At 61.8% G+C, this 25,682-nt stretch carries 20 protein-coding genes and 3 pseudogenes; 6 read left to right on the forward strand and 17 right to left on the reverse strand.

What is annotated here, in order from left to right; genetic code table 11:
- The first annotated feature begins 38 nt into the window (after nt 1–38).
- The 3 genes from putA to VWY60_RS09460 all read left to right on the forward strand — a co-directional run bounded on the left by putA (nt 39) and on the right by VWY60_RS09460 (nt 4,823).
- Nucleotides 39–3,515 carry a bifunctional proline dehydrogenase/L-glutamate gamma-semialdehyde dehydrogenase PutA gene (gene putA / locus VWY60_RS09450; RefSeq protein ID WP_416540343.1) on the forward strand — a complete coding sequence of 1,159 codons (3,477 nt, stop codon included), beginning with the start codon at nt 39–41 and terminating at the stop codon, nt 3,513–3,515.
- A 77-nt stretch (nt 3,516–3,592) separates the two neighbouring features.
- Nucleotides 3,593–4,369, forward strand: a complete 777-nt coding sequence (locus VWY60_RS09455) for a rhomboid family intramembrane serine protease (protein ID WP_340545242.1) — start codon at nt 3,593–3,595, stop codon at nt 4,367–4,369.
- 40 nt (nt 4,370–4,409) lie between these two features.
- A complete protein-coding gene (locus tag VWY60_RS09460) occupies nt 4,410–4,823 on the forward strand; it encodes a GFA family protein (RefSeq protein ID WP_416536271.1) in 414 nt (137 codons plus the stop codon).
- A gap of 90 nt (nt 4,824–4,913) precedes the next feature.
- Here VWY60_RS09460 and VWY60_RS09465 read toward each other — a convergent pair whose 3' ends face one another.
- Together VWY60_RS09465 and VWY60_RS09470 are read right to left on the reverse strand one after the other, a co-directional pair.
- Nucleotides 4,914–5,699, reverse strand: a complete 786-nt coding sequence (locus VWY60_RS09465; protein ID WP_340545240.1) for an inositol monophosphatase family protein — start codon at nt 5,697–5,699, stop codon at nt 4,914–4,916.
- 180 nt (nt 5,700–5,879) lie between these two features.
- Nucleotides 5,880–6,785, reverse strand: a complete 906-nt coding sequence (locus tag VWY60_RS09470; RefSeq protein ID WP_260087555.1) for a LysR family transcriptional regulator — start codon at nt 6,783–6,785, stop codon at nt 5,880–5,882.
- A gap of 96 nt (nt 6,786–6,881) precedes the next feature.
- On the opposite strand from VWY60_RS09470, the gene metF reads away from it, so the two are divergent.
- Nucleotides 6,882–7,751 (forward strand): methylenetetrahydrofolate reductase [NAD(P)H], encoded by an 870-nt coding sequence (metF, locus tag VWY60_RS09475; protein WP_260087554.1) that lies wholly within the window; start codon nt 6,882–6,884, stop codon nt 7,749–7,751.
- 225 nt (nt 7,752–7,976) lie between these two features.
- On the forward strand, nt 7,977–8,408 hold the full coding sequence (locus VWY60_RS09480; protein WP_416540792.1) for a PaaI family thioesterase: 432 nt from the start codon (nt 7,977–7,979) through the stop codon (nt 8,406–8,408).
- A gap of 293 nt (nt 8,409–8,701) precedes the next feature.
- Here VWY60_RS09480 and VWY60_RS09485 read toward each other — a convergent pair whose 3' ends face one another.
- The 10 genes and pseudogenes from VWY60_RS09485 to VWY60_RS09530 form a co-directional block, all read right to left on the reverse strand.
- Nucleotides 8,702–9,115: a hypothetical protein gene (locus VWY60_RS09485; protein WP_416540344.1), complete on the reverse strand. Its 414-nt coding sequence runs from the start codon at nt 9,113–9,115 to the stop codon at nt 8,702–8,704.
- A 110-nt stretch (nt 9,116–9,225) separates the two neighbouring features.
- Nucleotides 9,226–9,792: pseudogene (locus VWY60_RS09490) on the reverse strand (IS5 family transposase); the annotation flags it as partial.
- A gap of 66 nt (nt 9,793–9,858) precedes the next feature.
- On the reverse strand, nt 9,859–10,299 hold the full coding sequence (locus VWY60_RS09495; protein ID WP_416540345.1) for a c-type cytochrome: 441 nt from the start codon (nt 10,297–10,299) through the stop codon (nt 9,859–9,861).
- Nucleotides 10,300–10,310: 11 nt separating this feature from the next.
- A complete protein-coding gene (locus VWY60_RS09500; protein WP_416540346.1) occupies nt 10,311–11,513 on the reverse strand; it encodes an ABC transporter ATP-binding protein in 1,203 nt (400 codons plus the stop codon).
- A 53-nt stretch (nt 11,514–11,566) separates the two neighbouring features.
- A complete protein-coding gene (locus VWY60_RS09505; protein WP_416536278.1) occupies nt 11,567–12,265 on the reverse strand; it encodes a copper-binding protein in 699 nt (232 codons plus the stop codon).
- 40 nt (nt 12,266–12,305) lie between these two features.
- Nucleotides 12,306–13,664, reverse strand: a complete 1,359-nt coding sequence (locus VWY60_RS09510; RefSeq protein ID WP_416540347.1) for a multicopper oxidase family protein — start codon at nt 13,662–13,664, stop codon at nt 12,306–12,308.
- A gap of 14 nt (nt 13,665–13,678) precedes the next feature.
- Entirely contained in the window at nt 13,679–15,139 is a 1,461-nt protein-coding gene (locus VWY60_RS09515) for a TolC family protein (RefSeq protein ID WP_416540348.1), read from the reverse strand.
- Nucleotides 15,139–15,363: a hypothetical protein gene (locus VWY60_RS09520; RefSeq protein ID WP_416540349.1), complete on the reverse strand. Its 225-nt coding sequence runs from the start codon at nt 15,361–15,363 to the stop codon at nt 15,139–15,141. Before VWY60_RS09520 ends, VWY60_RS09515 begins: the two co-directional genes overlap by 1 nt.
- A gap of 83 nt (nt 15,364–15,446) precedes the next feature.
- Nucleotides 15,447–15,839 carry a hypothetical protein gene (locus VWY60_RS09525; protein WP_260108715.1) on the reverse strand — a complete coding sequence of 131 codons (393 nt, stop codon included), beginning with the start codon at nt 15,837–15,839 and terminating at the stop codon, nt 15,447–15,449.
- 637 nt (nt 15,840–16,476) lie between these two features.
- Nucleotides 16,477–17,514, reverse strand: coding sequence for a helix-turn-helix domain-containing protein (locus tag VWY60_RS09530; RefSeq protein ID WP_416540350.1), 1,038 nt, complete (start codon nt 17,512–17,514; stop codon nt 16,477–16,479).
- Between the two features lie 177 nt (nt 17,515–17,691).
- On the opposite strand from VWY60_RS09530, the gene VWY60_RS09535 reads away from it, so the two are divergent.
- Entirely contained in the window at nt 17,692–18,642 is a 951-nt protein-coding gene (locus VWY60_RS09535) for an alpha/beta hydrolase family protein (RefSeq protein ID WP_416537347.1), read from the forward strand.
- A gap of 451 nt (nt 18,643–19,093) precedes the next feature.
- Here VWY60_RS09535 and VWY60_RS09540 read toward each other — a convergent pair.
- From VWY60_RS09540 to VWY60_RS09560, 5 genes and pseudogenes are all read right to left on the reverse strand, one after another.
- Nucleotides 19,094–19,594, reverse strand: a pseudogene (locus VWY60_RS09540) (transposase); the annotation flags it as partial.
- 44 nt (nt 19,595–19,638) lie between these two features.
- Nucleotides 19,639–20,287 (reverse strand): annotated as a pseudogene (locus VWY60_RS09545) (tyrosine-type recombinase/integrase); the annotation flags it as partial.
- Between the two features lie 555 nt (nt 20,288–20,842).
- Nucleotides 20,843–22,042 carry a DUF2235 domain-containing protein gene (locus tag VWY60_RS09550; RefSeq protein ID WP_416536284.1) on the reverse strand — a complete coding sequence of 400 codons (1,200 nt, stop codon included), beginning with the start codon at nt 22,040–22,042 and terminating at the stop codon, nt 20,843–20,845.
- Complete coding sequence (locus VWY60_RS09555) at nt 22,020–24,317, reverse strand: xanthine dehydrogenase family protein molybdopterin-binding subunit (protein ID WP_416540351.1); 2,298 nt, start codon at nt 24,315–24,317, stop codon at nt 22,020–22,022. The genes VWY60_RS09550 and VWY60_RS09555 overlap by 23 nt, the downstream gene beginning before the upstream one ends.
- A gap of 114 nt (nt 24,318–24,431) precedes the next feature.
- Nucleotides 24,432–25,583: a type III PLP-dependent enzyme gene (locus tag VWY60_RS09560; protein WP_416536286.1), complete on the reverse strand. Its 1,152-nt coding sequence runs from the start codon at nt 25,581–25,583 to the stop codon at nt 24,432–24,434.
- Between the last annotated feature and the right edge of the window lie 99 nt (nt 25,584–25,682).

Genomic DNA, 25,682 nt, shown 5'->3' on the forward strand with positions numbered 1-25,682 from the left:
ACGGCACGATCTGTGGTTCCTTCGGAGAGTTCCCTAAAATGACAGCGACCCAATCCCGGCCCACGCCCCCCCTGTCCTCCGCGCAGACTGCGGACCACGCGGAGGCGCTGCGCTACCGCATCGACGCGGGCACCTATGTTGATCAGGCTCAGATGCGCGACCGGCTGTTTGCGTTGGCCGATCTCAGCGCTGCGGACCGTCGCACCATCTGCGCCAATGCCGCCGCCCTGGTGCGCGACATCCGGGGCCATTCCTCGCCCGGCCTGATGGAAGTCTTTCTCGCCGAATACGGTCTTTCCACCGACGAGGGCGTTGCCCTGATGTGCCTGGCCGAGGCGCTCTTGCGGGTGCCCGACGCCGACACCATCGACGCGCTGATCGAGGATAAGATCGCGCCGTCGGAATGGGGCAAGCATCTGGGCAAATCCACCTCCTCACTGGTCAATGCGTCGACCTGGGCCCTCATGCTGACCGGCAAGGTGCTCGACGAAAAGCGCAGCCCGGTCTCGGCGCTGCGCGGCGCCATCAAACGTCTGGGCGAACCGGTGATCCGCACCGCCGTCAGCCGCGCGATGAAGGAAATGGGCCGCCAGTTCGTGCTGGGCGAGACCATTGAAGGGGCCATGAAACGCGCCGCCGGGATGGAAGCCAAAGGCTACACCTATTCCTACGACATGCTGGGAGAGGCCGCCCGCACCGAAGCGGATGCCGCCCGCTATCACCTGGCCTATTCCCGCGCGATTTCGGCCATCGCCGCCGCCTGCGACAGCGAGGATATCCGCCAGAACCCCGGTATCTCGGTCAAACTCTCGGCGCTGCATCCGCGCTACGAACTGGCGCAGGAAACCCGCGTCATGGAGGAACTGGTGCCGCGCCTGCAGGCGCTGGCGCTGCTGGCCAAGGCCGCCGGCATGGGGCTGAACGTCGACGCCGAAGAGGCCGACCGCCTGTCCCTGTCGCTTGAGGTGATCGAAGAGGTGATCTCCGATCCCGCGCTTGCTGGCTGGGATGGGTTTGGTGTGGTGGTGCAGGCCTATGGACCGCGCACCGGAGTGGCGCTGGATGCCCTCTATGATATGGCCAACCGCTATGACCGCCGCCTGATGGTCCGCCTTGTCAAAGGCGCCTATTGGGACACCGAGGTAAAGCGCGCCCAGGTCGAGGGCGTCGATGGGTTCCCCGTCTACACCCATAAATCGCTGACCGATGTGTCCTACATCGCCAACGCCCGCAAACTGTTGTCGATGACTGACCGGATCTACCCGCAGTTTGCCACCCATAACGCCCATACCGTCGCAGCCATTCTGCATATGGCCAAGGACACCGACAAAGGCGCCTATGAGTTTCAGCGCCTGCATGGCATGGGCGAGACCCTGCATCAGATGGTGCTGGAACAGAACCGCACCCACTGCCGGATCTATGCGCCGGTTGGCGCCCATCGCGACCTGCTGGCCTATCTGGTCCGCCGTCTGCTGGAGAATGGCGCCAACAGCTCCTTTGTGAACCAGATCGTTGATGAAAACGTGCCTCCCGAAGTGGTCGCCGCCGATCCCTTCGATCAGGTCGAGGATCTGACTGCGAACCTGCGCAGCGGACCGGAGCTGTTCCAGCCGGAGCGGCCGAACTCCACCGGGTTCGATCTGGGCCACGCCCCCACCCTTGCGGCGATCGACGCCGCCCGCGCGCCTTGGAAGAGCCACAGCTGGACCGCAGCGCCCCTGCTGGCCAAGGCGCCCGCGAGCCCCAGCACCACCGAAGACGCAGTACGCAACCCGGCTGATCTCACCACGGTAGGCCAGGTGCACAGCGCCGGTCAGGCCGAAATCGAGGCGGCCCTCGGCGCCGCAGCCCCGTGGCAAGCCAGCGCCGACATCCGCGCCGAAGTGCTGAACCGGGCCGCCGACCTCTACGAGGCCAATTATGGCGAACTGTTTGCGCTGCTGACGCGCGAAGCGGGCAAGACGCTGCCCGACTGTGTGGCCGAGCTGCGCGAAGCGGTGGATTTCCTGCGCTACTACGCCGCCCGCATTCCAGCAGAGCCGCCGGTCGGCGTGTTCACCTGCATCTCGCCCTGGAACTTCCCGCTGGCGATTTTCTCCGGCCAGATTGCAGCCGCCCTGGCAACCGGCAATGCAGTGCTCGCGAAACCGGCCGAGCAGACCCCGCTGATCGCCCATCGCGCCATCGCGCTGCTGCATGAGGCAGGCGTCCCGAAAGAGGCGTTGCAGCTGCTGCCCGGCGGCGGCGCTGTTGGCGGCGCGCTGACCTCAGATCCGCGCGTCGGCGGCGTCGCTTTCACCGGCTCCACTGCAACCGCACTGAAAATCCGCGCTGCCATGGCCGAGCACCTGCGTCCCGGCGCGCCGCTGATTGCCGAGACCGGTGGTCTCAACGCGATGATCGTGGACAGCACCGCGCTGCCGGAACAGGCCGTTCAGGCCGTCATCGAAAGCGCCTTTCAGTCGGCAGGTCAGCGCTGCTCGGCCCTGCGTTGCCTCTACCTCCAGGAAGATATCGCCGATAACGTGTTGAAAATGCTCAAAGGCGCGATGGATGCCCTGCGGCTTGGCGATCCCTGGCACCTGGCAACCGACAGCGGACCGGTGATCGACGAGGCCGCCCGCGCCGGTATTCTCGCCCATATCGACACCGCCCGCGCCGAGGGCCGGGTGCTGAAGGAACTGACCGCACCGCAGGGCGGCACCTTCGTGGCGCCAACCCTGATCGAAGTCTCCGGCATCAGCGCGCTGGAACAGGAGATCTTTGGCCCGGTCCTGCATGTCGCCCGCTTCAGATCGCAGGATCTCGACCGGATCATCAACGATATAAATGCCACCGGCTATGGGCTGACCTTTGGCCTGCACACGCGGATCGACGACCGGGTGCAATATGTCTGCGACCGTATTCACGCAGGCAACCTCTATGTGAACCGCAACCAGATCGGTGCCATCGTCGGCAGCCAGCCATTTGGGGGCGAAGGCCTGTCCGGCACCGGTCCCAAGGCCGGCGGCCCCTTCTACATGACGCGTTTCTGTGCGCCTGACCGTCAGCAGAGCACCGACAGCTGGCCCGCCGATACCGCAGCGATGGTGTCCCTGCCAGCACCAACAGGTCAGCCAATGCAGCAGACCACAACCAGCCTGCCCGGCCCGACCGGCGAATCGAACCGCCTGTCGCAGCAGGCCCGCCCACCGCTGCTCTGCTTGGGACCGGGACCACAGGCCGTGGCGGCCCAGGCCCGCGCCGTTCACGCGCTCGGCGGCACCGCGATCGAAGCGACCGGCCCCTGCGATATGCCCCTGCTTCTGACCGCAGAGGGCATCTCCGGGGTGATCTGGTGGGGTGATGAGGCAACCGCGCGCGAGATTGAAACTGGGCTGGCGCGACGCAACGGGCCAATCCTGCCGCTGATCCCCGGCCTGCCGGATGTGGCACGGGTACAGGCCGAACGGCATGTCTGCGTCGACACCACCGCCGCAGGCGGCAACGCAGCCCTGCTTGGCGGCATGTCCTGACCGCGAGCGTCAGGCCAATGCGCACAATATCCGGCTAAACTCTTGACGCTGGGCCATATCCGGCCCAGCGTTCCCCCATGTTTCCAATCCGTGACCACAACCCCTCCGGGCGCACGCCCTATGTGACCTATGCGCTCATGGTTGCGAATATCGCGATCTTTGCGCTGACCTACTTTGGCTATGACAGCCCGCGCCGCCTGACCGCGCTCTACAACGCCTATGCGTTGCTGCCGGCGGAGATCATGGCAGGCTATGACTGGAAAACCCTGCTCACCTCGACCTTTCTGCATGGCAGCTGGATGCACCTAGGCGGCAACATGCTGTTTTTATGGATCTTTGGCGACAACATGGAGGACGAGATGGGGCATTTCACCTTTCTCGCCTTCTACCTTGTTTCCGGTATCGGCGCCGGGCTGGTCCATGTCGCAAGTGCCCCGGACTCGCTGGTGCCGCTGGTCGGGGCCTCCGGCGCCATTGCCGGTGTCATGGGCGGCTACCTACTGCTGTTCCCACGGGCGCGCGTCGATATCCTGTTGATCCTGATCATCTATTTCCGCGTCTTCTCGATCCCTGCCTTCGTCATGCTGGGCGTCTGGCTGGGCATGCAGTTCCTCGGCGGGATTGGCTCTGACCCTCAGGCAGGCGGCGTCGCCTATTGGGCGCATGCCGGCGGTTTCGGCGTCGGGCTGGTATTGACACTACCGCTCTGGCTCAGGCGCGGCGGGCCGGTGTACTGGGGCAAGACCCACGGCCATCCACCTCATCCCGAGGTCAGCTATACCGACAGCCGCATCCCACGCGTGCAGCGCAGGCCATCCGCCCCCAACCGGCGCAACACCCCCTGGGGCAAGTAGCCGTCCAGATATCGCAATCTCAAACAAAGGGCCGCAGCAGATGTCCGCATCCACCTCCGCCACGCCGCAGAACGGCGCCCAGCCCTGGCAGGCAAGCTGTCATTGCGGCGCCGTTGTAATCAGAGCCGAGCTGCCTGACGGGCTCGCCTCAGCCAGCCGTTGCAATTGCTCCTTCTGCATCCGTCGCGGGGCCGCGGCAGTGACCGCGCGTACCGCCAGCCTGACCATTCTCAAAGGCGCCGAAAATCTCAGCCTCTACACCTGGGGCAGCCATACGGCGAAACACTATTTCTGCAAGACATGCGGCATCTACGTCTATCACCAGCGCCGTTCCGATCCGGCAGAATGCGGGATCAATCTGGGCTGTATCGACGGTGGCAACCCGCGCACCCACGCCGAAACCTATGGTGACATTCCTTGGCACGACGGGGTGAATCACCCCTCTGACCGCTAGGCAGACGCCGCGGATCAGCCGCAAAACAAAAACGCGACCCGAGGGGCCGCGTTTCAATACGTCAAATCCAGCGAAAAAACCGGGGCGGCATCAGCCCCGGATCACCTTGGCAAAGCTGTCGTAAATCGACTCATTGGCGCAGAGCACATCGCCGGAGGTAAGGATATCATCCTCGGGGTTCACCGCTTCGATAAGGCCGCCTGCCTCCTGCACGATGATCACACCCGCAGCCAGATCCCAGGCATTCAGGCGGCGCTCCCAGTAGCCCTCGTAGCGGCCCGCCGCCACATAGGCCAGATCCAGCGCAGCCGCGCCCCAGCGACGCACACCGGCGCAGGCAGGCATCAGACGCGCCAGATCCTGCAGGGTCGCAGGCAGGTCGGAACGACCGGCAAACGGCAGCCCCGTCGCAAAGATCGACTCGATCATGCGATGACGGCCCGAGACCCGGATCCGGGTGTCATTCATCCAGGCGCCAGCACCTTTTTCGGCAAAGAACATCTCGTCCTTGGCGGCATCATACACAACACCGGCGACAACCTTGCCCTTATGCTCCAGCGCGATGGAAATCGCCCAATGCGGCAGACCGTGCAGGAAGTTGGTGGTGCCATCCAGCGGGTCAACGATCCAGCGGCGGGTCGGATCTGCGCCTTCTTCTTCGCCACCCTCTTCGGCCAGCCAGCCGTAAGTGGGGCGGGCGCCCATCAGCTCTTCTTTCAGGATCTTCTCGGCAGCGATATCGGCCTTGGAGACAAAATCGCCTGCCCCCTTTCTCGACACCTGAAGGTTTTCAACTTCGCGAAAATCCTTGACCAGCGACCGCCCCGCCTTGCGGGCAGCTTTGATCATGATGTTGAGGTTTGCGCTGCCAATCATGCGAAAGACTCCTGAGCGAAAAGGGGGAGATGTCGGTCAAACCGTGCCTATACGCGCCTGATTGCCGCTTGCCAAGGCCCAATAGGGGCCTGAACGCACCAGCACGACACATGAGAGCTATGCCTCAGGCGCATGGGTATGCCCTGCTCTGCCCCCTGCGCCACCGCCAGTGTTCGCGCACTACTGCTGTTGCAGCCTGCGCGCCTCCACCTTGGCCAGTCGGATCAGCTCCTGCATATAGGGTTTTTCACGATCTTCACTGCGGATCGCCGCATAAAGCCTGCGGGTGATCCCTTTGGAAGTCAGCGGCCGGGTCACATAGTCGGAGGAATATTTGACCTCCCGCACCACCCAGTCCGGCAGCACCGAAACACCCCGGTTCGACGCCACCAAGAGCAGGATCACCGCCGTCAGCTCCACCTGCCGGATGCCGGCAGGTTCCACGCCCGCAGGCGTCAGCAGCTGGCTGAAGATATCCAGCCGTGCCTTGTCCACCGGATAGGTGATCAGGGTCTCGCCGCGAAAATCCTCGGCCTCGACATAGGGTTTCTCAGCCAGCGGATGCAGCGCCGAGGCTACAAAAACCGGTTTATAGTCAAACAACTCGATAAACTCGATTCCCGGCAGCACCTCTGGATCCGAGGACACCACCAGATCGACCTCCTCCTTCTGCAATGCAGGCAGCGCGTCAAAGGCAAGGCCGGGGCGAATATCGACATCGACATCGGCCCAGTTCTTGCGCAGTCCCTCCAGCACCGGGAACAGCCATTCAAAACAGGCGTGGCACTCGATGGCGATATACATCCGCCCGGTGTTTCCGTCACGCAGGGCCGAGAATTCCGCCTGCATCGCCTCCACCTGTGGCAGCACCTGATCCGCCAGCCGCAGCAGCCGCAGCCCCGCCGCCGACAGTTTCATCGGCTTGGAGCGGCGCAGGAACAATTCGACCCCCGCCTGATCCTCCAGCCCCTTGATCTGATGGCTCAGCGCGCTCTGAGTGATATTCAGCTGATCGGCCGCCCGCGCCAACCCGCCTTCCTGATGTATGGCCTTGATGGTGCGCAGGTGACGAAATTCGATGTGCATCTATCGTGTCGCTCATGTTGTTCTTGAGTATTATGAAATTGTTTCACAATAGACGCTATGCAACAAGAGATGAAATCATGCGGAGCGCTTTTGAAAATGACGACCCCTGACATCTCTTTTGAATTCTTCCCGCCGCAGTCGCTGGAGGCCTCTTTCCGGCTCTGGGATACGGTTCAGACACTGGCGCCGCTGGCGCCCCGCTTTGTCTCCGTCACCTATGGGGCCGGCGGCACCACCCGCGACCTGACCCGCGATGCGGTGGCAACGCTGCATAAATCCTCCGGTCTCAATGTCGCGGCGCATCTGACCTGCGTGAACGCCAGCAAATCCGAGACCATGGAGATTGCCGACCAGTTTGCCGAGGCCGGCGTGCGCGAAATCGTTGCCCTGCGTGGCGATCCGCCAAAAGGCTCCGCCGGGTTTGAACCCCACCCCGAGGGTTTTGCCAATTCGGTCGAGCTGATCTCGGCGCTGGCAGAACGCGATCAGTTCTCGATCCGCGTCGGCGCCTATCCCGACCGCCACCCGGAGGCCACTAGCGCGCGTGCAGATGTCGACTGGCTGAAGCGCAAACTGGACGCTGGCGCCGATGAGGCGCTGACCCAGTTCTTCTTTGAAGCCGATACATTCCTGCGCTTTCGCGATGACTGCGCCAAGGCCGGGATCGACACCAGCCGCATCACGCCCGGTATCCTGCCCATCGAAAACTGGAAGGGCGCGCGCAATTTTGCCAAACGCTGTGGCACCAATATTCCGGCCTGGATCGACGATGCGTTTGACAAGGCGATCCGCGATGGGCGCGAGGACCTGCTTGCCACGGCGCTGTGCACCGAGCTCTGCTCCGATCTGATGGACAACGGCGTTGACAAGCTGCATTTCTACACGCTGAACCGGCCCGAGCTGACCCGCGATGTCTGCTTTGCGCTCGGCATCACACCAACGGTCTCGCTGGAGAACGTGGCGTAGCGCTTGTCCTGCCACCGCTGTCCTCCTAGCCTTTGATCTGGTCGCCCCTGCCGCTGTCGGCGGGGGCATCGTCTTTGCCGACCGGATCAGGATTTCTGCATGACCTCACCCATAACTACGCCCGAAACGTCGGCCAAGACGTCCTCCACCACCGCCGCAGCCGCTTCCCCTCTGCGCCGCGCGACCGGCCCGGACGACCTGCTGCGCCCCGAGGACATCACCGGCATGTCCGGGCTGGACTTCATGCAGGGCATTCTCGCAGGTCGCCTGCCCGGTCCGCCCATTGGCGAGACACTGGGCTACCACCTGCACAGCGTCGAGGCAGGCAAAGTGGTGTTTCGCGGCACCCCGGAATTTGCTGTGACCAATCCAATGGGCACGGTCCACGGCGGCTGGTACGGCACCCTGCTGGACAGCGCCATGGCCTGCGCAGTGATGACCCGCGTGCCGAAGGGGTCTGTGTATACCACACTGGAATTCAAGGTAAATATCCTGCGTTCCATCCCACTCGGCACTGAAATCGAATGTATCGGGATGACCGACCATGTCGGGCGCTCGACCGGTGTCGCCCATGGTGAGCTGCGCGGGCTTGCGGATGGCCGCCTCTATGCCACCGGCTCCACCACCTGCATCGTGATGCAGATCACCGCCGACTAGGCGCCGAAGCGCTTCCCCTGCGGTGCAGGCGCGGCTTGGAGTTCGGAAACTCCCCCAAAGATCACTCCCAGAGGGAGCGCGCCAGGCTCTTTTGGCCAACGCATAAAAAATCAAGCAATATCTGTAAAGCATGTTGGGCGTTTGATCTTTGCCGCCGCGAAGATGTTTTGTGCCGCAAGAATCATTTATTTTTCAGTTCGATAGTTTTGGAGGTTAAGAGCGCTTGCAGTCCTGATTGATTGCCACAACTTTGCGACCTTAGTTGCATCGACCATTTGGCTGAAAAGCAATCATCAGGTTTCTCGTGCGGCTTTCGATCTTGTGAGCCGCATAATGCGATCTGAAACCTCATCCTCTTTAGATTGCGCCATCCTGGTGCGCCCCCACATCAAGCCTGCACAGATAAAATACCAACGAAAGAACCATGGGGCGAAGAGCACCAACACTCCGATGCCCAGAACCATGTTGACGATTGCTCCGAAAATACCCGTTTTCTCAAGCAGGAGGACGGACAGAATGCCAACAGGGATCATGGGTAAAAAGAACCAAATCCACAGCGTTCCGAAGGCGAATATAGCCAGGAGAGGCACTCTCCTTGCGACCTTGAGCACCCAAGCCTCGTGGCGCACAAAACGTAACTTCGCCCAAAGAGGCAATTTCCGAACAAGAAATGCGTCATGTTCTTCTATTGTGTTCAGCTCAGTCATGTAGTCACAATTTTCCCCCTAATAACAAGTCACATAGCAGGCTTTCGCCCTGCGCGCAGCATCCTTTTACATGCGCGTATCCCTTTGTCTTTCAACACATCTCTGAATCAATCAGCGTCATATCCGCGGTCCCCAAGCAGCCGGTCGGCATCAGGCAGGCTGCTCAGCGATGCCCGTGCGCCAATGTAGTCGCTGACCTGACCGGCCGTGACGAACAGGTTGAGCGGTCGGCCCTGGCTATCGCGGATGGCATGCAGTTTGGTATTCATGCCGCCCTTGGTGCGACCGATCAGACTACCGCGCCCCCCTTTTTGACGCCCATGCTGGTCGCTGTCCGGTGGGCCTTCAGATACGTCGCGTCCACTGCCCGGCAGTTGATTACGCAGCAATCAATGAGAGGGGATCATCACGGTCTTCTGTTCGCCATCCTCGGCGGCCAGGCCGACCATCATCCGAGCGAAAATGCCCTTGTCGCTCCACCGCTTCCAACGGTTTTAGAGGGTGTTCTGCGGGCCATATGCTATAGGCGCATCGCGCCATCGTAAGCCACTGCGATTAATGAAGATAATCCCACTCAGCACCCGCCCGTCATCAACGCGTGGTTCGCCGTGGGACTTCGGAAAATAAGGCTCACGGCGCGCCACCTGCGCGTCCCTCAGCCAGAAAAGATCAGACATGTTCACCGCTCGTTTTCGAACCGAGAGCCATCCAGCCAAGCGGAAATCAATGGGGCCTGACCCTAGTTAGCGGATACCATTTGCTTCCTGCAGTTCCCGCACATAGCGGATGATGCCACTGACGTCGCCATCAGTAAGCCCCTGCTGCGGCGGCATGCTGCCAAAATCCCAGTGGTGTGCCCGCACTCCGTTGCGGACGGCGAGCAGGAAGGCAGCGTCACCATGGTGAGATGGTTCATAGATGTTATGAACCAGCGGCGGCCCAATCCCGTTTCGTCCGGCGGCATTCGTACCATGGCACTCGGCGCAGATCGCATCAAAGGCGCGTTTGCCGATTGCTGCAGTCTGGCTCAAGTCATGCGGCAGCTGAACCTCCGTAAGGGGGGCACCGTATTCCAAAACGGAACCCTGCAGGGCCGCATCGTTTCCGCCAGCGCTGCGAAGTACGAAATAGGTCGCTCCCGCTGCAAAGGTCGCAGCAGCAATGATCGTGGTGATTTTGTTCATGAGAAGTTCTTTCATCTTTGGAAGTCAGGCGCTGGTCTCAGTATCCCGCCGGAAAGCGCCGCGAAGGCGCGAATTTCCTGGTAGCGGATCCGCACATCCTCGCTTTGCTGGTAGAAACGGAACAGATCCTTCAGCGGTGAGGAAAACTCCTTGTGTGCCGATAGCATCGCCACAAGCGCACCCAGCGAGACGCGCTCCTGCAAAACAAAATAGCCGCCCAGGGAATAGAACAGGAACGGGGTCAAGGCTGTCAGGAAGTTGTTGATGGCCTTGGCAAGGAATTTCAGCCGGTGGATCTGCAGTCGCAGATCCTGCAGTTGGCGGAAGCTCTGCGCAACCGGCAGAACGCCGGAGCCCAACTCCCGCAGTTGCAAGTCCAGATGGCTACCAAGCAGGCGCATCTCGCGGATACGTTTGCGGGATACCGCATTTACCCGCCGCTGCAGTCGCGGCACGATGATCAGTTGCAAAGGGAGCACTGTGAGCGCAGCAGCCGCGAGGATCGGATCCTGCACGAACATGAACAGAAGGATTGTCGCGAGGGTTCCGCCTTGAAGCAGCGGGACTGCCAGCAGTTCGGAGGCAAAGCCGCCGACAGGCTCAACCTCGGGACCAAGTACTGGCATGATGGCAGCCTGGCGCTGCGCGGGGTGCTTTCGTCGCCACTGGCGGTAGACTGCAAGGCGGAGCCGGCGCACGAAGCTCTCGGCGACCCGACCCTTGCAGATGTTCAGCCAGTATTTATTGAGGCCGTTGAGCGATATAACCGCCAGATAGGCGCCGCAGAGCACAAACAGCAGCGAGATTTGCGGGAGGTCATATCCCAGGACCGCAACCGTCCCGTCTTGGCTTTCAAAAACACGGTTCACGATCTGCTTGGGCAGTTCAAGTGTCAGGTAGAGGGTGGGCATGGCGGTCAGGCTCAGCACAACTAGGACTGCCTGCTGCCGTCCGGTGGCGGTCAGGATATGGCGCGGAAGGCTGGCCCGAATTCCGGCTGCTTGCCCCGGTATCGCTTCATCAGGTGACACGACGGTCCGAAGATGCCTGCGCAGCAGCAAGGCCGCCTGAACCGCCAAGGTTGCTGCCAGCAGTGCCGGGGCGAGAACCAGCACCAGATGCATCACCGGATGCAGCCAGGCCGGCGCGCTGCTGTCATAGCTGAAGCCAAGTGCCGCCGCTGCATCATGCGCTAGACTGTGAAATTTGGGCATCGAATTCTCTGCTGGAAAACGCGGGAAGCGGGATGGCCCGCCTCCCGCCTAACTTAGTTCAGGGCCGTCACGGTAAGCTTGCCCTGGATCCGCTCGGCAACGAACTCGATGGCATCGCCAACCTCGAGCTGGTCCAGCATCGCCTGATCCGCTACCCGAAACACCATGGTCATCGCGGGCATCTCCAGGTTCACCAGTTCCTCATGGATGATGGTAACCTTGCCAGATTTGGTATCGAGCTTTTTTACCGTGCCCTTGGTGAAGCTACCTGCGCTATCAGCCAGCACGGCAACCGGCCCGTGCATGCCCGATTCATAATGACCAGGGATCAGGCATGCGAACTCGAATGTGCCTGCATTGGAGAAGGTCCAGATGACCTCTCCGCTTGCACCCGGATCTAGGCGCACCGAGTTCGGATCATCATGTTCCATCTCCATTTCGGCCATCATCGCCTTGTGCCGAACATTACGCTCTGCCGTATCCAGCACAAACTCATGCTCCAGCTCACCGGCGTTGGTAATCACAAATTTCACCGTCTCATTCTTAACAAAAGAAAAGCTGGAAGGCTCAAACAGCATCTCCCCGTCATCGGTTTCCATCATGGTGACGGCGACCTCGCGGTCCGTGCGGGACAGGTCGCCGGGCTTGCCAACTTCCATGCCGCCATCATGGCCGCCGCCGTGTGTTCCATCGGCAAAGACCGGGGCTGCGGGAAGTAGGCAAAGAAGGGCGGTGTAAAGAGCTTTGTTCATGTTTGTTTCCTTATTAGGTTTGGTTGAGGTCAAGGGCTGGTCAGCCCTTAACGGGTGGTTTGGGGGTAATGCGCGTCTGCGCGTCTTCGACGCGGGCAGTCTCCGGGAGCTGTCCGGTCCACTCATAGGCCTGGGTGCCGGGCGGGTTCTCGTACCAGCCGGGATCGCTGTAGTCGTCTGCGCCGATGCCCTCGCGCACCTTCACGACCGAGAACATGCCGCCCATTTCCAGCGGCCCGTAAGGCCCCCAACCGGCCATCATCGGCACGGTGTTGTCGGGCAGCGGCATCGACATCTCACCCATATCCGCCATGCCTGAGGTGCCCATCGGCATGTATTCTGGCTGCAGCTTGCGGATCTGACCGGTCAGCTTGCGCTTGTCGGCCCCGATGAAGGTCGGAATGTCGTGGCCCATGGCGTTCATCGTGTGGTGGGACTTGTGGCAGTGGATCGCCCAGTCGCCCGGATGCACCGCGTCGAACTCATAGGCACGCATGGCGCCGACGGGAATGTCGATCGACACCTCCGGCCAGCGGGCGCTTTGCGGAACCCAGCCGCCGTCGGTACAAGTGACCTCAAAGTCGTAGCCGTGCATGTGGATCGGATGGTTGGTCATGGTCAGGTTGCCGGTCCTGACCCGCACCCGGTCGCCCTGATTGACCACCAGCGGGTCGATGTCCGGGAAGATCCGGCTGTTCCAGCACCACAGGTTGAAGTCTGTCATCTCCATCACCCGCGGCACATAAGAGCCGGGGTCGATGTCGAAGGCGTTCAGCATGATCAGGAAATCACGGTCGACGGGCATGAAGGAGGGGTCCTTGGGATGCACGATGAACATCCCCATCATGCCCATCGCCATCTGCACCATCTCATCGCCATGCGGGTGGTACATGAAGGTGCCGGATTTGATCAGGTCGAACTCATACACAAAGGTCTTGCCGGGCGGGATGCCGGGATGGCTGAGGCCGGCAACCCCGTCCATACCGGAAGGCAGGATCAGCCCGTGCCAATGTACCGTGGTATGCTCCGGCAGCTTGTTGGTGACGAAGATCCGCACCCGGTCGCCCTCCACCGCCTCGATGGTGGGGCCGGTGGACTGGCCGTTGTAACCCCACAGGTGGGCGATCATGCCGTCGGCCAGCTCGCGCTCGACCGGTTCCGCGACCAGGTGGAATTCCTTCACCCCGTTGTTCATCCGGAACGGCAGCGTCCAGCCGTTCAGCGTGACCACCGGGTTGTAGTCCGGCCCGGTGGTTGGGGCCAGCGGCGGCTGGGTTGCCGCGCTGTTCATGCTGGCGGCCTCGGGCAGGCCCATGTTCGCGGTCTTGCCCCAAGCCTGGCTGGACACCAGCGCAGCCCCCGCCGCGCCGGCCCCAAGCATTTGACGTCTGTTCATCATGTCATTTGATCCTTTCAATGGCCTGCGCCGCCGCCGGCAGCGATCTCGGCGCTGGCGCCCTGCGGAGCTGATTCCGCACCGCCGCCATAGATCGCGGCGCTGACATTTGCCTGAGCCAGCCAGAAATCGCGCTTGGCGTTGGCCGCTTCCAGCGAGCCCGCCAGCTTTTCGCGCACGTCTGTCAGCAGTTCGAAGGTGCTGGTGATCATGCCGTTGTAACTCAGCAGCCCTTCCTCCTCGATTGTCCGGCGCAGCGGCAGCAGCACGTCGCGGTAGTGGCGCGCAATCTCGTAAGAGGAGTGATAGGCCAGCTCTGCGCTGCGGGCTTCTGAGCGGACAGTGACCGCCCGTTCCGCCAGCGCATTGGCCGCCTGCATGTAGGACAGCTCCGCCTTACGCATCCGCGCTTTGCCGGTGTCGAACACCGGGATGGCGAACTCCAGTTCCAGCTGCGGCAGGGTTTCGGTGTCTGTCACCCCGTCCTCCCGCTCGCGCTCGGACTCGGCCCCAGCGATCAGTTCCAGGTCGGTGACCAGCCGGGTCCGGTCTGTCAGGCCAAAAGCCCGAGCCTGCGCTTCCAGCCCCAGCTTGGCCACCTGCAGGTCTACCCGGTTCTGCAGCGCCGCCTTTTCGATTGCCGACACTTTGCTCAGCGATTTGGGCAGCGGCGGCAGCGCATCGGGCACATAGTAATTGGCATCGCTGCCCCACAACCCCATCAGCCGGGTCAGCTCCTCCTTGGCAAGCTTTGCCTCCAGCCGGGCGCGGGCCACCTGCCCTGCAAGCTCCGCGTTAAAGGCGAACTCCCGCGCTTGGCTCGCCTTGTTCAGCGCGCCGGTCCTACCCAGCTGGCTGGCCAGCTCTGCCCCCGCCGCTGCTGTCTCGCCAGCCTGGCGCAGATAGCTCAGCCGCTCAAAGGCCGCCACGGCGTTGATCCACGCCTGCCGAGTTTGCCCGGCCAGCGCCAGCGTGTCGTTCACCGCGTTCAGCTGCGCCTGCTGGAACTGCGTCTCAGCCACGGCGATGCGCTGCTTGCGGGTCTTCACGTCCAGCAGGTTCATGGCGATGGTGGATTCCAGGGCGCGGTACAGGCCCAGCTCCGGCGCGCCGATCCCCATCAGGCCGATCGAGACCACCGGGTTCTCCGGCGTCATCTGCTGCCAGGCCTCCGCTGCCGACAGCCCGACAGCGGCATAAGACGCCTGCAGGCCTTTATTGTTCAGAAGAGCCGCCTGCACTGCGGTATCAGCAGAGATTGTCTTGCCCTGCACCAACTGCCGGACTTCTTTCGCCAGCGCCTCGTTCTGGGCCTGTGTCTGGGCAAAGGCGGTACGCTTGCCGATTGCGGCCGCGGTTTGGCTGGCGACCTCCTGAAACCCGGCCTGCGGGCTGGTGTATTTCTCCGGCACCGCCGCCGAACAGGCGGCCAGCACCAGGGGCGACGCCAAAAGAACGCGCCAAGTTTTCGCTGTCATCAGTGGTTCTCCTGCTGCTGCCCGTTGACACCGCGCCAGGACGCAGGGCCGCGGGGCGTGTGGTTTTCAAATCCCCTGAAAGGGGACCGGTAATTCAGGGGCCGGTAGGGGCCGGAGGGCGCGGCGGCACGTTGCAAGTCTGCGGTATCGGGCAGCGCCGCCGGTGACTTGGCGCACGCCCCCAGCAGCAGGGCGCCCGCCCCGGCCAGTAAGAGAGATTTCATGTGTTTTTCCTGAGAAATATCTGCGCGGCTCCTGCATGGATGTGCAGGAGTGATTAGCGGCCGTTAAAAACGGTTCAGATGTTTCAGGCTTTCGGAGGACGCAGCAGGGAGTTCAGTTGCTGGGACGGCAGCTGCGAAGCTGCTTGCCGCCAGCGCACTGGGCGCTTGAGGGCGATTTCCGCCGACTCCAGGGAGATCACGCCAACCGCCATACAGGCGCCTAGGCAACAGTTTCCAGTGTCGGCAGCATTTTGCGACGCCTCCTGGGGATCATGCGCCCCGGCCGTGGAAACGTCTTGCGCCGCGGCGATCACGGCAACGTCGCCGTGGTTGCTAGCACTTTGCGCAGTCAGCGTATTGCCGTGGTGCCCCGCGACAGTATGCGCGGCGGATGGCAGCGAAAAACCCAGCACAATGATCACTGCACATGTAGCAGTCACCCTGATCAGCCGAAGAATATGTGCCATAAACGCCATGCGGTTATTTCTTCCGAAAGGACCCGACCGCGTCAAGGCGGCAATCATGCGTCGAGAGCACAAATCAGCGCTTTTAAGAGGTCTTTTCCGTCAATCCAGGGGATGGATCCCCAAGCTTCGGAAAAAGCCACAAACCTTCCAGCGCAGGAAGGGCGCTGCAGTTCACGGTGATGATTCGGTCTCTGAATTAGTCGATAAAGTCACAATCCAGTACCCCAATGGATACTCAGCTAAGGGAAGGACGCAGCCCAAAGCTGTCGTGGATAAGTGGTGCCGCGCCAAAGATGCTGCTGGTGCGAAACTCCATGGTCATTTCCCCGGAAGCGGACGCTCGGCAGGGCCAAGTTGCTTCATGGGATGCTGCGGGTTGCACCGGAGGCAGCGGAGCGCAAAACCAGCCGTTCGCGAAAGGTGCTCCAGACGAACAGTTTGAGCCCAACGTGTAGGGATGCTGCGGGGCGACGAATGACAGGTTGGCCGTCGGCAGCCCAAAACATACTAAAACCAAACGAGGTTTTGCCACAGGGTTGTGGCGCGAGATTTTCCGGAGACTTCGGGCTTCAGGCAGTGCGTGGCAAAAGGGCCGTTTCTTGCGCCTGGCGGCTTGCAGGGGGATAATGTTCAAACGCTTACCGGTTCAAGCACCTTTGCCCGCGTCGAAAATCCGCGCCACATTTGCAGATGGTTGCACTCCGCGTTTCCATTGGCTCGGCGGAACGCCGGTCTCTCGTACAAATTCTCGATTGAAGTTCGATTTGGTGTTGAAACCGCTATCCAGCATCGCATCGGTGACGGTTGCACCATCCTCGATAAGCTTGCAGGCATGACGAATGCGCCAGCTATTGATGTAGCGAGAGACATTGGCACCGGTCGCGCGGTTGACGGCCATCGAAAGGCGCTTCTCCGGCAGATGCAAGCGGCGCGAAAGCCGCGACAAGCTCAGGTTGGGATCAAGATGCATGGGCTCGCGCCTCAAAAACGTCTCAAGCACTTCCAAGATTTCAATGTCCTCTTTACTCGTTTCTCTGGGGCGTGGAGCTGGCTCATCTGGGTCTTCGCCAACCACACCCGCTGCAGAGGGGCTGCCACTGAGCAACCCCAAAAGCACAAGCACCAGAGACGAAGAGAAGGTGATCAGCAATCCAGCCCATTTTTCGTTGCCCGTCATGAAGGCGACCGCGATGAGAACGTCGCTGAGGGCGGAAGCAATCAACGCCCAGCCCAGGACCTGCCAAAGAACCTTAGGGACTCGCCCGGCGTCCAGCCGGGCAAGGGGCATGTCTGTGGCGCTGTGCAACAGATATAGGATCGCGCAGCCATAGCCAGTAAAGACTAGCGGCACGACGATATCCGTCGTCTCGGGCGCGAAGACACGACAGAACAGTGTAAATGACGGGGCCGCGCCGTGCAGCACGGTTTGACGCAGCGATATCCGGCTGATCAGGGCATCCTGCAATGTGATCCAGGCGAGCGGCGGGATGACCGTGGCACTGACTGGCAAAATGGGTCTGAGCCACGCAATATCGTAGCCCAGAACCAGAGCGACCAGAAGAGATTGAACCGCGCAGGCGGTAAGGAAGGCGACAAGCAGCGGCCTGCCCTCTGACATAAAGGTGCGAGCGGCAAGATACGCGAGGACAATGGCTGCAAAAGCAGGGATCGGGAGCATGGGCATGCCACGACTATTGTCCAAAATCCGGATTGTGACGACCTGAATCCCGAAAATAGGACGCGATAAACTGCCGTTGTCCGCACATCAATTGGCATGTGTTCAAAAACGGAGGTTCCCATGAAACGCCTTGCCCTTCTCACCATGCTTGGATTGCCAATCGCGGCTCCGGTTGCGGCGGATATGCTGCCCGGTTACGACCGGTTCGATCTGACAGCCGACCACCGCGCCAGCCCCATCGCCGCCTCGATTTGGTATCCGGCAGCGAACCCCACATATCGCGCGCCTGTCGGCGATGGTCCGATCTTCGACCCGACCTTCGCGTTCATTGGCCCCTCCATTGCACAGGGAGAGCATCCGCTTGTACTTTTGTCCCATGGATCAGGCGGTAATTCCGATAGCCTGGGATGGCTGACAAGCGGCCTTGTCGCGAACGGGGCGATTGTTTTGGCGGTGAACCATCCGGGATCCACAAGCGGCGATAGTTCCCCTCGCCGATCGGTTGATCTGGGCGCGCGCGCAAATGACCTGACGGCCGCGCTCGACATGATCCTCGCTGACCCTGCTTTTGCGCCATTCATCGATCCAGATCGGATTGGCGTCGTCGGATTCTCCTTGGGCGGGACCACCGCTCTCGGGATGGCCGGCGTCCGCTTCGATGGTGCTGCGCAAGACACGAATTGCAGCACTGGTCCCGATGCTGCTGATTGCGTTTTCTTCCGCCGTGGCGGAGTACGGTTTGCCGACTACCCCGGTTTCGAAGCGGATGCACGCGACCCGCGCATCTCACGGGCCGTGATTGTCGACCCCGGCTTTGGCGGTGCCGCTGATCCAGGGACGCTCCAGGGCGCTTTGGCGGGGATTACTCTCATCAACCTGGGTGATGCAGACAGGCTCGGAGCTGTTGACGTGGGACCGGATGGAAATGACCTCGCGAATAGGTTGCCCGATGCAACATACGTTGAGATTGCAGCGGCAAACCACTTCACGTTCCTCGGCACCTGCAAATCTGGTGCCGCCGCGTTGCTTGAAGAGGAGCAGGACGACCCGATCTGCACGGACCCGAAAGGCGCGGATCGCACCACTGCGCACTTGCAGCTAATTGACGCAATTACGTTTGGTCTTGAGCTCTAAGAGAGGCTCTCGCTCGATCCACCAATAAAAAAGAGTGCGGCTTCCAGTTAACAGCGCCGAAGGCAGCACTCTTTGCCAAGACTCAACAGTTTCTAACACCGGCGGAAAGGACCGGTTTTGACACCGCTAAATCATCAAAAATGATCTTGGCGCAGCCGCAGCGGAAGCCCGTTCTATCTAATATTTTTCCATTTGGATCAGTTGGTTAGGCTTGTGTCATGCGTGTGGACCGCGTTAACCAATCTGACAAGGTGGAAGCCACGGGATGGAAGCGCCGTGCTATGGGGAAAGCGCAGACATCGGTCCATAATATCGGTTAGAGTTTCGCGGTTTTTCTGAGTTTGTAGGCTCCGCGCAGGTGCCTTTGGCATGGGGTTGGTCTCGTTTATCGGCCTTACTGCGTCGGTTTGGCCCCCGTTGCGACGCATGGATTGGATTGGGGCAAAGCCTCTTTGCGACCGGCACCTGCCAGGAAGCCGTAATGGCGCATGCGATGGAACCGGTTTGGCAGGACGTGCATCAGGAAGCGGCGGATGAACTCATACGTATTGAGCGGCATTGTCTTCATGCGATCCCCACTTTTGATCCGGTAGTCTTTCCATTTGAAGGCCACGGTGTTTGCATCAGCGCTGACCAGGCGGTGGTTGGAGATGGCGATGCGGTGGGTTTAGCGGGACAGGTATGCCAGTACGGTGAGATCACCAGAGAACCTCAGTTGTCCTGCGCGGTGCAGGGCCATCAGGCCTTCGACATACACCCGCCGGGACAGCAGGCGACATGCAGAAAGAATCCGGGCTTGCACGCGACCCACCGGGTGCCGTCCGGCGGCAGGCCGCCACCCGGGACGATCATGTGGATGTGGGGATGATGGGGCCACGCCGGAGGCGTGCTTTCAGCACGACGCTGATCCCCAGCTGTGCAGCACGCTGGTCAAGCCGACACGGGCGCCGAGCGCTTCCGTGCGACAGATCTCGATGGCCGACATGAGGCGCAGTTGGCTGCGCTGAAGGCGCGATGCAATTGCCGCCGTGAGAGCGGGTTGATCCGGGGCTTTCCGGGAAAGAGCCAGCCATCCGGTGGAGCCTCACGCCAGGAGTCACGCAGAAGCTCCAGCAATCCGGGCGACAGCATTACCTTGCGATCCTTACCGCCTTTGCCCTTCTCGACGTGGACCAACATCCGATCGCTGTCGATATCCGTGACCTTGAGATTGCAAATCTTCCCACGCGCGCACCCCTGTACCGTAGGAAATACTGAGCGCCGCTCGATACTTAAGCCGAGGGCCGGGCGCGACCCTGAGGATCTCGAACACCTCTTCGGCGCTGAACACCACCGGAAGCTTGCGCGGTTCCGTGCGAAAGTGCAGGCAATCCTTCATCTCGGGCTGTTTACACGTCGTCTCGAAAAAGAACCGCAGCCCGACAAGCCGCGCATTGTTGGTCGACGGGGTGACGTTCGTGTTCACCATATGCAGCTGATAAGCGCGCAGGTCTTCGGGCGTTGCAGTATCCGGCGATCGGCCAATAAACTCGGCAAAATATCGAACGGCCCGGATGTGCGCCTTCTGCGAACTCTCCCCTCGCCCTTTGATCCGCATATCTTCGATCATCCGCTCTCGAAGCGGTGTCAACTTCATGTCCGCCATGGGAAACTCCTGTCTGTTGATTGAGAGACCCCAATCGTCAGACAGACACGCCCATTCCCAAAATCTCAGTCGTCAGATCATCCCGCAACGGCATCACCGAGCGCCCCTGCCGCCGTCGCGGCTTCGTCCCCGTCCCGCGCTCCGGACCGTTGCACGCTCGTGGTGAAGGGCCGGACTGGGTCCGAAATCCTGGCTGTTTGGGCGATCGAGCCTGGCGCGATTTCCTTGAGGACGCCGAGAACGCACCGCATCTGGTCAAAGAGGCGTAACTGTCGGCATCTCTATGACTTTCGCGGCCGCGCCATATGTCACAGAAAATTGCCGCAGGATATGATGAACCAGGAACATACATCTCCCTGCTCTCACACCTCCTCCAGCGCGGCGAATAACTTCAGCCGCAACCTGCCCTCAGGCCTGCCCCCTTTCGGACCAACGACTGTGAGTGTTCTTCCCGCAGCCGCCAGGTTTTGCCCGCAGCTGTGTGCTCGTCATCTTCGCATCCACCATCCCGGCCCCCACAGCCGCTCACAGACAATGGCGCGCCCTACTGCGCGCCTAGCGGGCTGCCTTCGACATCTCTGATTGCCAATGCGCCAGACGTTTGTCGGTGGCATTGGCGCCAACGCTGCTGTGCAGCCTCTCGCTGCTGTCCAGCCCGACCCGCCGCTTGCCGCGCAGCAGGAAAATCTTGCCCCAGCCGCGCCAGGTCCCGACGGAGGGCGCCGTCGGATCAACCGGAAACCGCATCCGCCAGTCGCGCGGCAACGGTAGGCCACAGTTTTCTGCCCGTTCCAGCATCCACACCAGCGAGACATTTGACAGCGGCCGCGCCGCTTCGAACCCGCCCAGCTGCCCGCCGACATCGCCATGGCTGCCGCGAAACCAGACCTGCTCAACCTTGCCGTCGTGACCATCCGGGCATTCCCAGAGAACCGGCTCAAACACCCGGCGGGTTTCGTCCAGAGCAAGCGCGTGAAAGCCGTTCTTCACATGTCGGCCCAGCTGATGGTTGTGAAATCCGTGTCGCCGCTCCGCCCAGCGCCATAGCAGCGGCAGGCGCAGACCCAGCGCCTTCACCGTATCCCAGACCCCCACCATTTCGATCTCCACATTTCGGTGGCAATACCGCTCGCTGAAGGTGGAGGCGACACAGGCTCCGGTCTGCGCCATTGCCTGCCCATGACCGGTCGCATCGGGTTCAGGGGCCGTCTCTGCGCCCATCTCGGCCACGGGCGGCAGGCTGGTGGCGGTATGATCACGCATCCCGCTGGCCGAGGCCCCGCCGCATTGATAATGCCGGTAGGCGGTGCGGATATTGCGCACCGTGGCATGTTCGGCCTTCAGCAGCCCAACCTCGTCGATGACCCCCGCAAGGGAGCGCACCGCATAGGCCCCCCGCGAATAGCCCATCAGGTAGATCCGGTCGCCGGGACGATAGCGCGAGGCAAGATAGCCATAGGCTCGGCGGATCTGACGGTTGATGCCGCGCCCGATCATCACATCCGTCGTCTTGCGCCAGCTCTGCCATTGCACACCGGCCTCATAGAACACCGAAACCTGCGGGCCGACCTCGCGGCACAGCCGGTAGACCATGCCCGCATGGGTCTCATGTCCGGGTTCCAGCGTCGACATGGTGCCATCCAGGATGATCACATGCGCCTGCGGCCCACGCAGCTTGGTCTCGGCGGAATGCTCGGAGCGCAAAGGCCGCCCAAGCCATCCCAGGATCCTCTTACTCAGCTGCGTCAGCGACATTCCTCAATGCTTCCCATAGTCTAAGTGGTGTAAACGGCATCTCTATCTGCTGAACGCCGCGCTCCCGGACCGCGTCCTGCACCGCATTGGCAACCGCCGCCAGCGCCCCCACGGTTCCGGCCTCGCCGCAACCTTTCATACCCATCGGGTTCTGGGTCGATGGCACCGGCGCAAAGCCTACCTCAATCATCGGCACATCGGCGGCACGCGGCAAGGCATAGTCCATAAACGATGCTGTGAGCAGCTGCCCGTCGGCATCGTAGACGACACGCTCCAGAATCGCCTGCCCCAGCCCCTGCACCACCCCGCCATGAACCTGACCTTCAGCCAGCAACGGGTTGATGAGATTGCCAAAGTCATCAACCACCGTGTAGCGATCGACATGGCTCAGCCCGGTTTCCGGGTCGATCACGATCTCGGCAACATGGGCTCCGTTTGGAAACGAACGCCCCGGCAGTTTGGCCCGTGCCGCGTGACGCAGCAACTCGTGGCGACCTTGCGCACGGGCCATCTCTGCGGCCTCCACCAGGCTTGGCCGCTGGTTGCTGCCCGGGGCAGTGAACCGTTCCCCGTCAAAGGTGACGGAGCCATGGGCGACGCCCAGCTCCTCCTCAAGGAAGGGGGTAAAGGCGGCGATCATCACATCGACGGCTGCAAGCGTGGCATTGGCCTGGGTGGTCACCGAACGCGATCCGCCGGTGCCGCCGCCCTGGGCAATCCTGTCGCTGTCGCCCTGCACCACGGTGATATCGGCGGCAGGGATTCCGGTCTGATCCGCAAGAAACTGCGCATAGACCGTTTCATGGCCCTGCCCGTTGCTCTGCGTTCCGACATAGATGCTCACCCGACCCTCCGCTTCAAAGGCGACCTCCGCGCTTTCAGAAGGATCGCCCAAAATACTTTCGATATAGTAACACAGCCCAACGCCCCGTAAATTTCCGCGTTCCGCATCAGCGGCCTTGCGCCCAGCGAATCCCGCCAGATCTGCCGCCTCTTCGGTGCGCGCCAGCAGCTGGTGGAAATCGCCGACGTCATAGGTCTCATCCGTTGCGGTCTGGTAGGGAAACTGGTCGGCGCGGATAAAATTGCGTCGCCGCAACTCCCATGGGTTGACGCCCAGCGCGTGAGCGGCGTGATCCATCACCCGCTCCAGCACATAGATCGCCTCCGGCCGACCGGCCCCGCGATAGGCATCGACCTGAGCGGTATTGGTATAGATCCCCTCAACCCGCAGCCAGGTGGCGCGGATGTCATAGACCCCGGCCAGCACCCGGCTGAACAGCTGCGTCTGCACCGGCTGGCCGAAATGTGAATTATAGGCGCCAAGGTTGCAGTGACTGTGGACCCGGTAGCCGGTAATGCGCAGATCCGCATCAAAGGCCAGCTCCGCCAGAGAGGTCAGATCGCGCCCGGCATTATCACTCAGCATCGCCTCGGTACGGTCCGAGACCCACAGAACCGGCCGCCCCAGCAACCGCGCGGCATGGGCAACCGCGAAATACTCAGGATACGGCATCGCCTTCATGCCAAAGCCGCCACCGACATCCGGTGTGGTGACATGCACCGCCTCGGGCGCCAGTCCCAGCTTCTCGCTGAGCTGCTTTTTCATCGCCCAGACGCCCTGGCCGCCATAGGTGAACTGCAACCGGCCATCGGCCCAGCGCGCAAAACAGCCGCGCGGCTCCATCGTGTTGACAATGATCCGGTTGTCTTCGACCTGTAGCGCCACCCGGTGGGCGGCAGCGGCGAATGCGGCGTCCGTCGCGGCCTCATCGCCCATGCCCCAGTCAAAGGCCCGGTTGTCAGGCGCCTCCGGGTGCAGCTGCTCGCCCCCTGCGACCAGATCCAGTTTCGCCGGCAGATCGTCGATATCAAGCTCGATCATCTCGCCTGCGTCGCGCGCCTGATCCAGCGTCTCGGCAATCACCACCGCAATCGGCTCACCGACAAATCGAACCCGCTCGCGTGCCAGCATTGGCCGTTCAGGCGCAGCTGCCTTGCTGCCATCGCGGTTGGTCACCACGACACCGTCCATGCCCACGATCAGTCCAGCTGCCTCAAGATCAGCCAACGCCAGCACCGCCGCGACGCCGTCGGCCTCGCGCGCCATGTCGAGATCCAGATGGGTGATGGTGCCATGGGCGACAGGGCTGCGCAGCACCCAGGCCCGCAGCGCCCCGGCTGGCGCGATATCTTCCAGATAGCGCCCCTGCCCGGTCAGAAACCGCACATCCTCGACCCGTCTCACGGGTTGGCTCTTGCCGAATTTATCCATCACTGCCCCTGACCTGCCTTGCGTGTCGGATCGCGTTTCAGCTGCAAAACGTCCACAGCGGCGCCGGGTCCGCCCTGCGCCGCCGTGTTGATCCTGTCAAAAGCGAGACTAGCCTCAGGGGCGCGCTTGTCCAGACAGCTCGATCACTGTCGCCACGTCCGACAGCCCATAACCGTTGAACTGCGTGCTCATGGCCGAGGAATAGGCACCAAGCCCCGGAAACAGCACATAGTCACCGATCCGGGTGTCGCTTGGCAGCGGCAGCCCATCCGGCAGCCGGTCCAGGCTGTCACAGGTCGGCCCGAAGACCACCCGCGGCTGGCAGTCCGCCACCCGGCGGGTGCCATCGGCGGCCACCACCTCGACCCGGCCCGGCAGGCCCATGTCGCGGATATCGACCAGCCCGCCATAGATCCCGTCGTTCAGGAACACCACCGCGCCCTGCTTGCGCATCCCCTTGACGCGCGCCGCCAGGGTAAAGCTTTCAGAGACCATCGCGCGCCCCGGCTCGCAGATCAGCTGCGGCCTCTCCGCACCAAAAGCCTCATCGGCGGCAGCTGAAATCGCCGCAAAAACCTTTTCCAGGTCCGGCGCCACCCCGTCACGGTTGGCAGCAAACCCCCCGCCGACATTGAGCCGGGCAATGCGGACACCGGCGGCATCCACGATCCGTTTGGCGGCATGAACATATTCGACCCAGGCGCTCTCATCCTCGCATTGGGTACCGGGGTGAAAACACAAGGCCGGGGTCCAGCCCTCAGCTGCCACCCGTTTCAGCAGCTCAATCGCCAGCTCGGGTTCGGCCCCGAATTTGCTGCCGAAATCATAGGCGGCACCGGCCACCGGCAGCGCAAAGCGCACGGCGATTTCGCAGGTCTTGGGCACCTCGGCCAGCTTGTCCAGCTCGCTGGCCTCATCCACAGACCAGCTGGCAACGCCATGGGCGATCCCTGCGGCGATCTCCACCTCCGACCGCACCGGGTTGTTGTAATGCATCACCGCATCGGGGCTTGCCGCGCGCACCGCATCCATTTCCGCAGGCGACGCCACATCAAAACCGGTGATCCCCGCCGCCACCAGATTGGACAGCACAGCAGGATGCGGGTTGGCCTTCACCGCATAGGTCACCAGCCCCGGAAAGCCTTTTTGAAAGCGGTTGGCCACATCATGCAGCACCCGCGGCGAGAAATAGAGGATCGGATGATCCGGGGTGCTGCGCGCCAGATGGGTTTCAGGGGAAAGCCAGAGGGGTGGGATCTGCTGCATGGGGAACGGCCCTAATTGGAATATTCGGTGGTGTTTTTATCAGTTTCCGCCGAAACCCCGTCGATTTCGCTCGTCACATTGACTATAGTGACGAAAATC

The sequence above is a fragment of the Phaeobacter sp. JH20_26 genome (assembly GCF_048056275.1).
Lineage (GTDB): Bacteria > Pseudomonadota > Alphaproteobacteria > Rhodobacterales > Rhodobacteraceae > Phaeobacter > Phaeobacter bryozoorum.

Excerpts from the sequence above, each read along its gene's own strand:
- putA (WP_416540343.1), top strand. The coding sequence starts at position 39 with ATGACAGCGACCCAATCCCGGCCCACGCCCCCCCTGTCCTCCGCGCAG.
- VWY60_RS09455 (WP_340545242.1), top strand. The coding sequence starts at position 3,593 with ATGTTTCCAATCCGTGACCACAACCCCTCCGGGCGCACGCCCTATGTG.
- VWY60_RS09460 (WP_416536271.1), top strand. The coding sequence starts at position 4,410 with ATGTCCGCATCCACCTCCGCCACGCCGCAGAACGGCGCCCAGCCCTGG.
- VWY60_RS09465 (WP_340545240.1), bottom strand. The coding sequence starts at position 5,699 with ATGATTGGCAGCGCAAACCTCAACATCATGATCAAAGCTGCCCGCAAG.
- VWY60_RS09470 (WP_260087555.1), bottom strand. The coding sequence starts at position 6,785 with ATGCACATCGAATTTCGTCACCTGCGCACCATCAAGGCCATACATCAG.
- metF (WP_260087554.1), top strand. The coding sequence starts at position 6,882 with ATGACGACCCCTGACATCTCTTTTGAATTCTTCCCGCCGCAGTCGCTG.
- VWY60_RS09480 (WP_416540792.1), top strand. The coding sequence starts at position 7,977 with ATGTCCGGGCTGGACTTCATGCAGGGCATTCTCGCAGGTCGCCTGCCC.
- VWY60_RS09485 (WP_416540344.1), bottom strand. The coding sequence starts at position 9,115 with ATGACTGAGCTGAACACAATAGAAGAACATGACGCATTTCTTGTTCGG.
- VWY60_RS09495 (WP_416540345.1), bottom strand. The coding sequence starts at position 10,299 with ATGAACAAAATCACCACGATCATTGCTGCTGCGACCTTTGCAGCGGGA.
- VWY60_RS09500 (WP_416540346.1), bottom strand. The coding sequence starts at position 11,513 with ATGCCCAAATTTCACAGTCTAGCGCATGATGCAGCGGCGGCACTTGGC.
- VWY60_RS09505 (WP_416536278.1), bottom strand. The coding sequence starts at position 12,265 with ATGAACAAAGCTCTTTACACCGCCCTTCTTTGCCTACTTCCCGCAGCC.
- VWY60_RS09510 (WP_416540347.1), bottom strand. The coding sequence starts at position 13,664 with ATGATGAACAGACGTCAAATGCTTGGGGCCGGCGCGGCGGGGGCTGCG.
- VWY60_RS09515 (WP_416540348.1), bottom strand. The coding sequence starts at position 15,139 with ATGACAGCGAAAACTTGGCGCGTTCTTTTGGCGTCGCCCCTGGTGCTG.
- VWY60_RS09520 (WP_416540349.1), bottom strand. The coding sequence starts at position 15,363 with ATGAAATCTCTCTTACTGGCCGGGGCGGGCGCCCTGCTGCTGGGGGCG.
- VWY60_RS09525 (WP_260108715.1), bottom strand. The coding sequence starts at position 15,839 with ATGGCGTTTATGGCACATATTCTTCGGCTGATCAGGGTGACTGCTACA.
- VWY60_RS09530 (WP_416540350.1), bottom strand. The coding sequence starts at position 17,514 with ATGCCCATGCTCCCGATCCCTGCTTTTGCAGCCATTGTCCTCGCGTAT.
- VWY60_RS09535 (WP_416537347.1), top strand. The coding sequence starts at position 17,692 with ATGCTGCCCGGTTACGACCGGTTCGATCTGACAGCCGACCACCGCGCC.
- VWY60_RS09550 (WP_416536284.1), bottom strand. The coding sequence starts at position 22,042 with ATGTCGCTGACGCAGCTGAGTAAGAGGATCCTGGGATGGCTTGGGCGG.
- VWY60_RS09555 (WP_416540351.1), bottom strand. The coding sequence starts at position 24,317 with ATGGATAAATTCGGCAAGAGCCAACCCGTGAGACGGGTCGAGGATGTG.
- VWY60_RS09560 (WP_416536286.1), bottom strand. The coding sequence starts at position 25,583 with ATGCAGCAGATCCCACCCCTCTGGCTTTCCCCTGAAACCCATCTGGCG.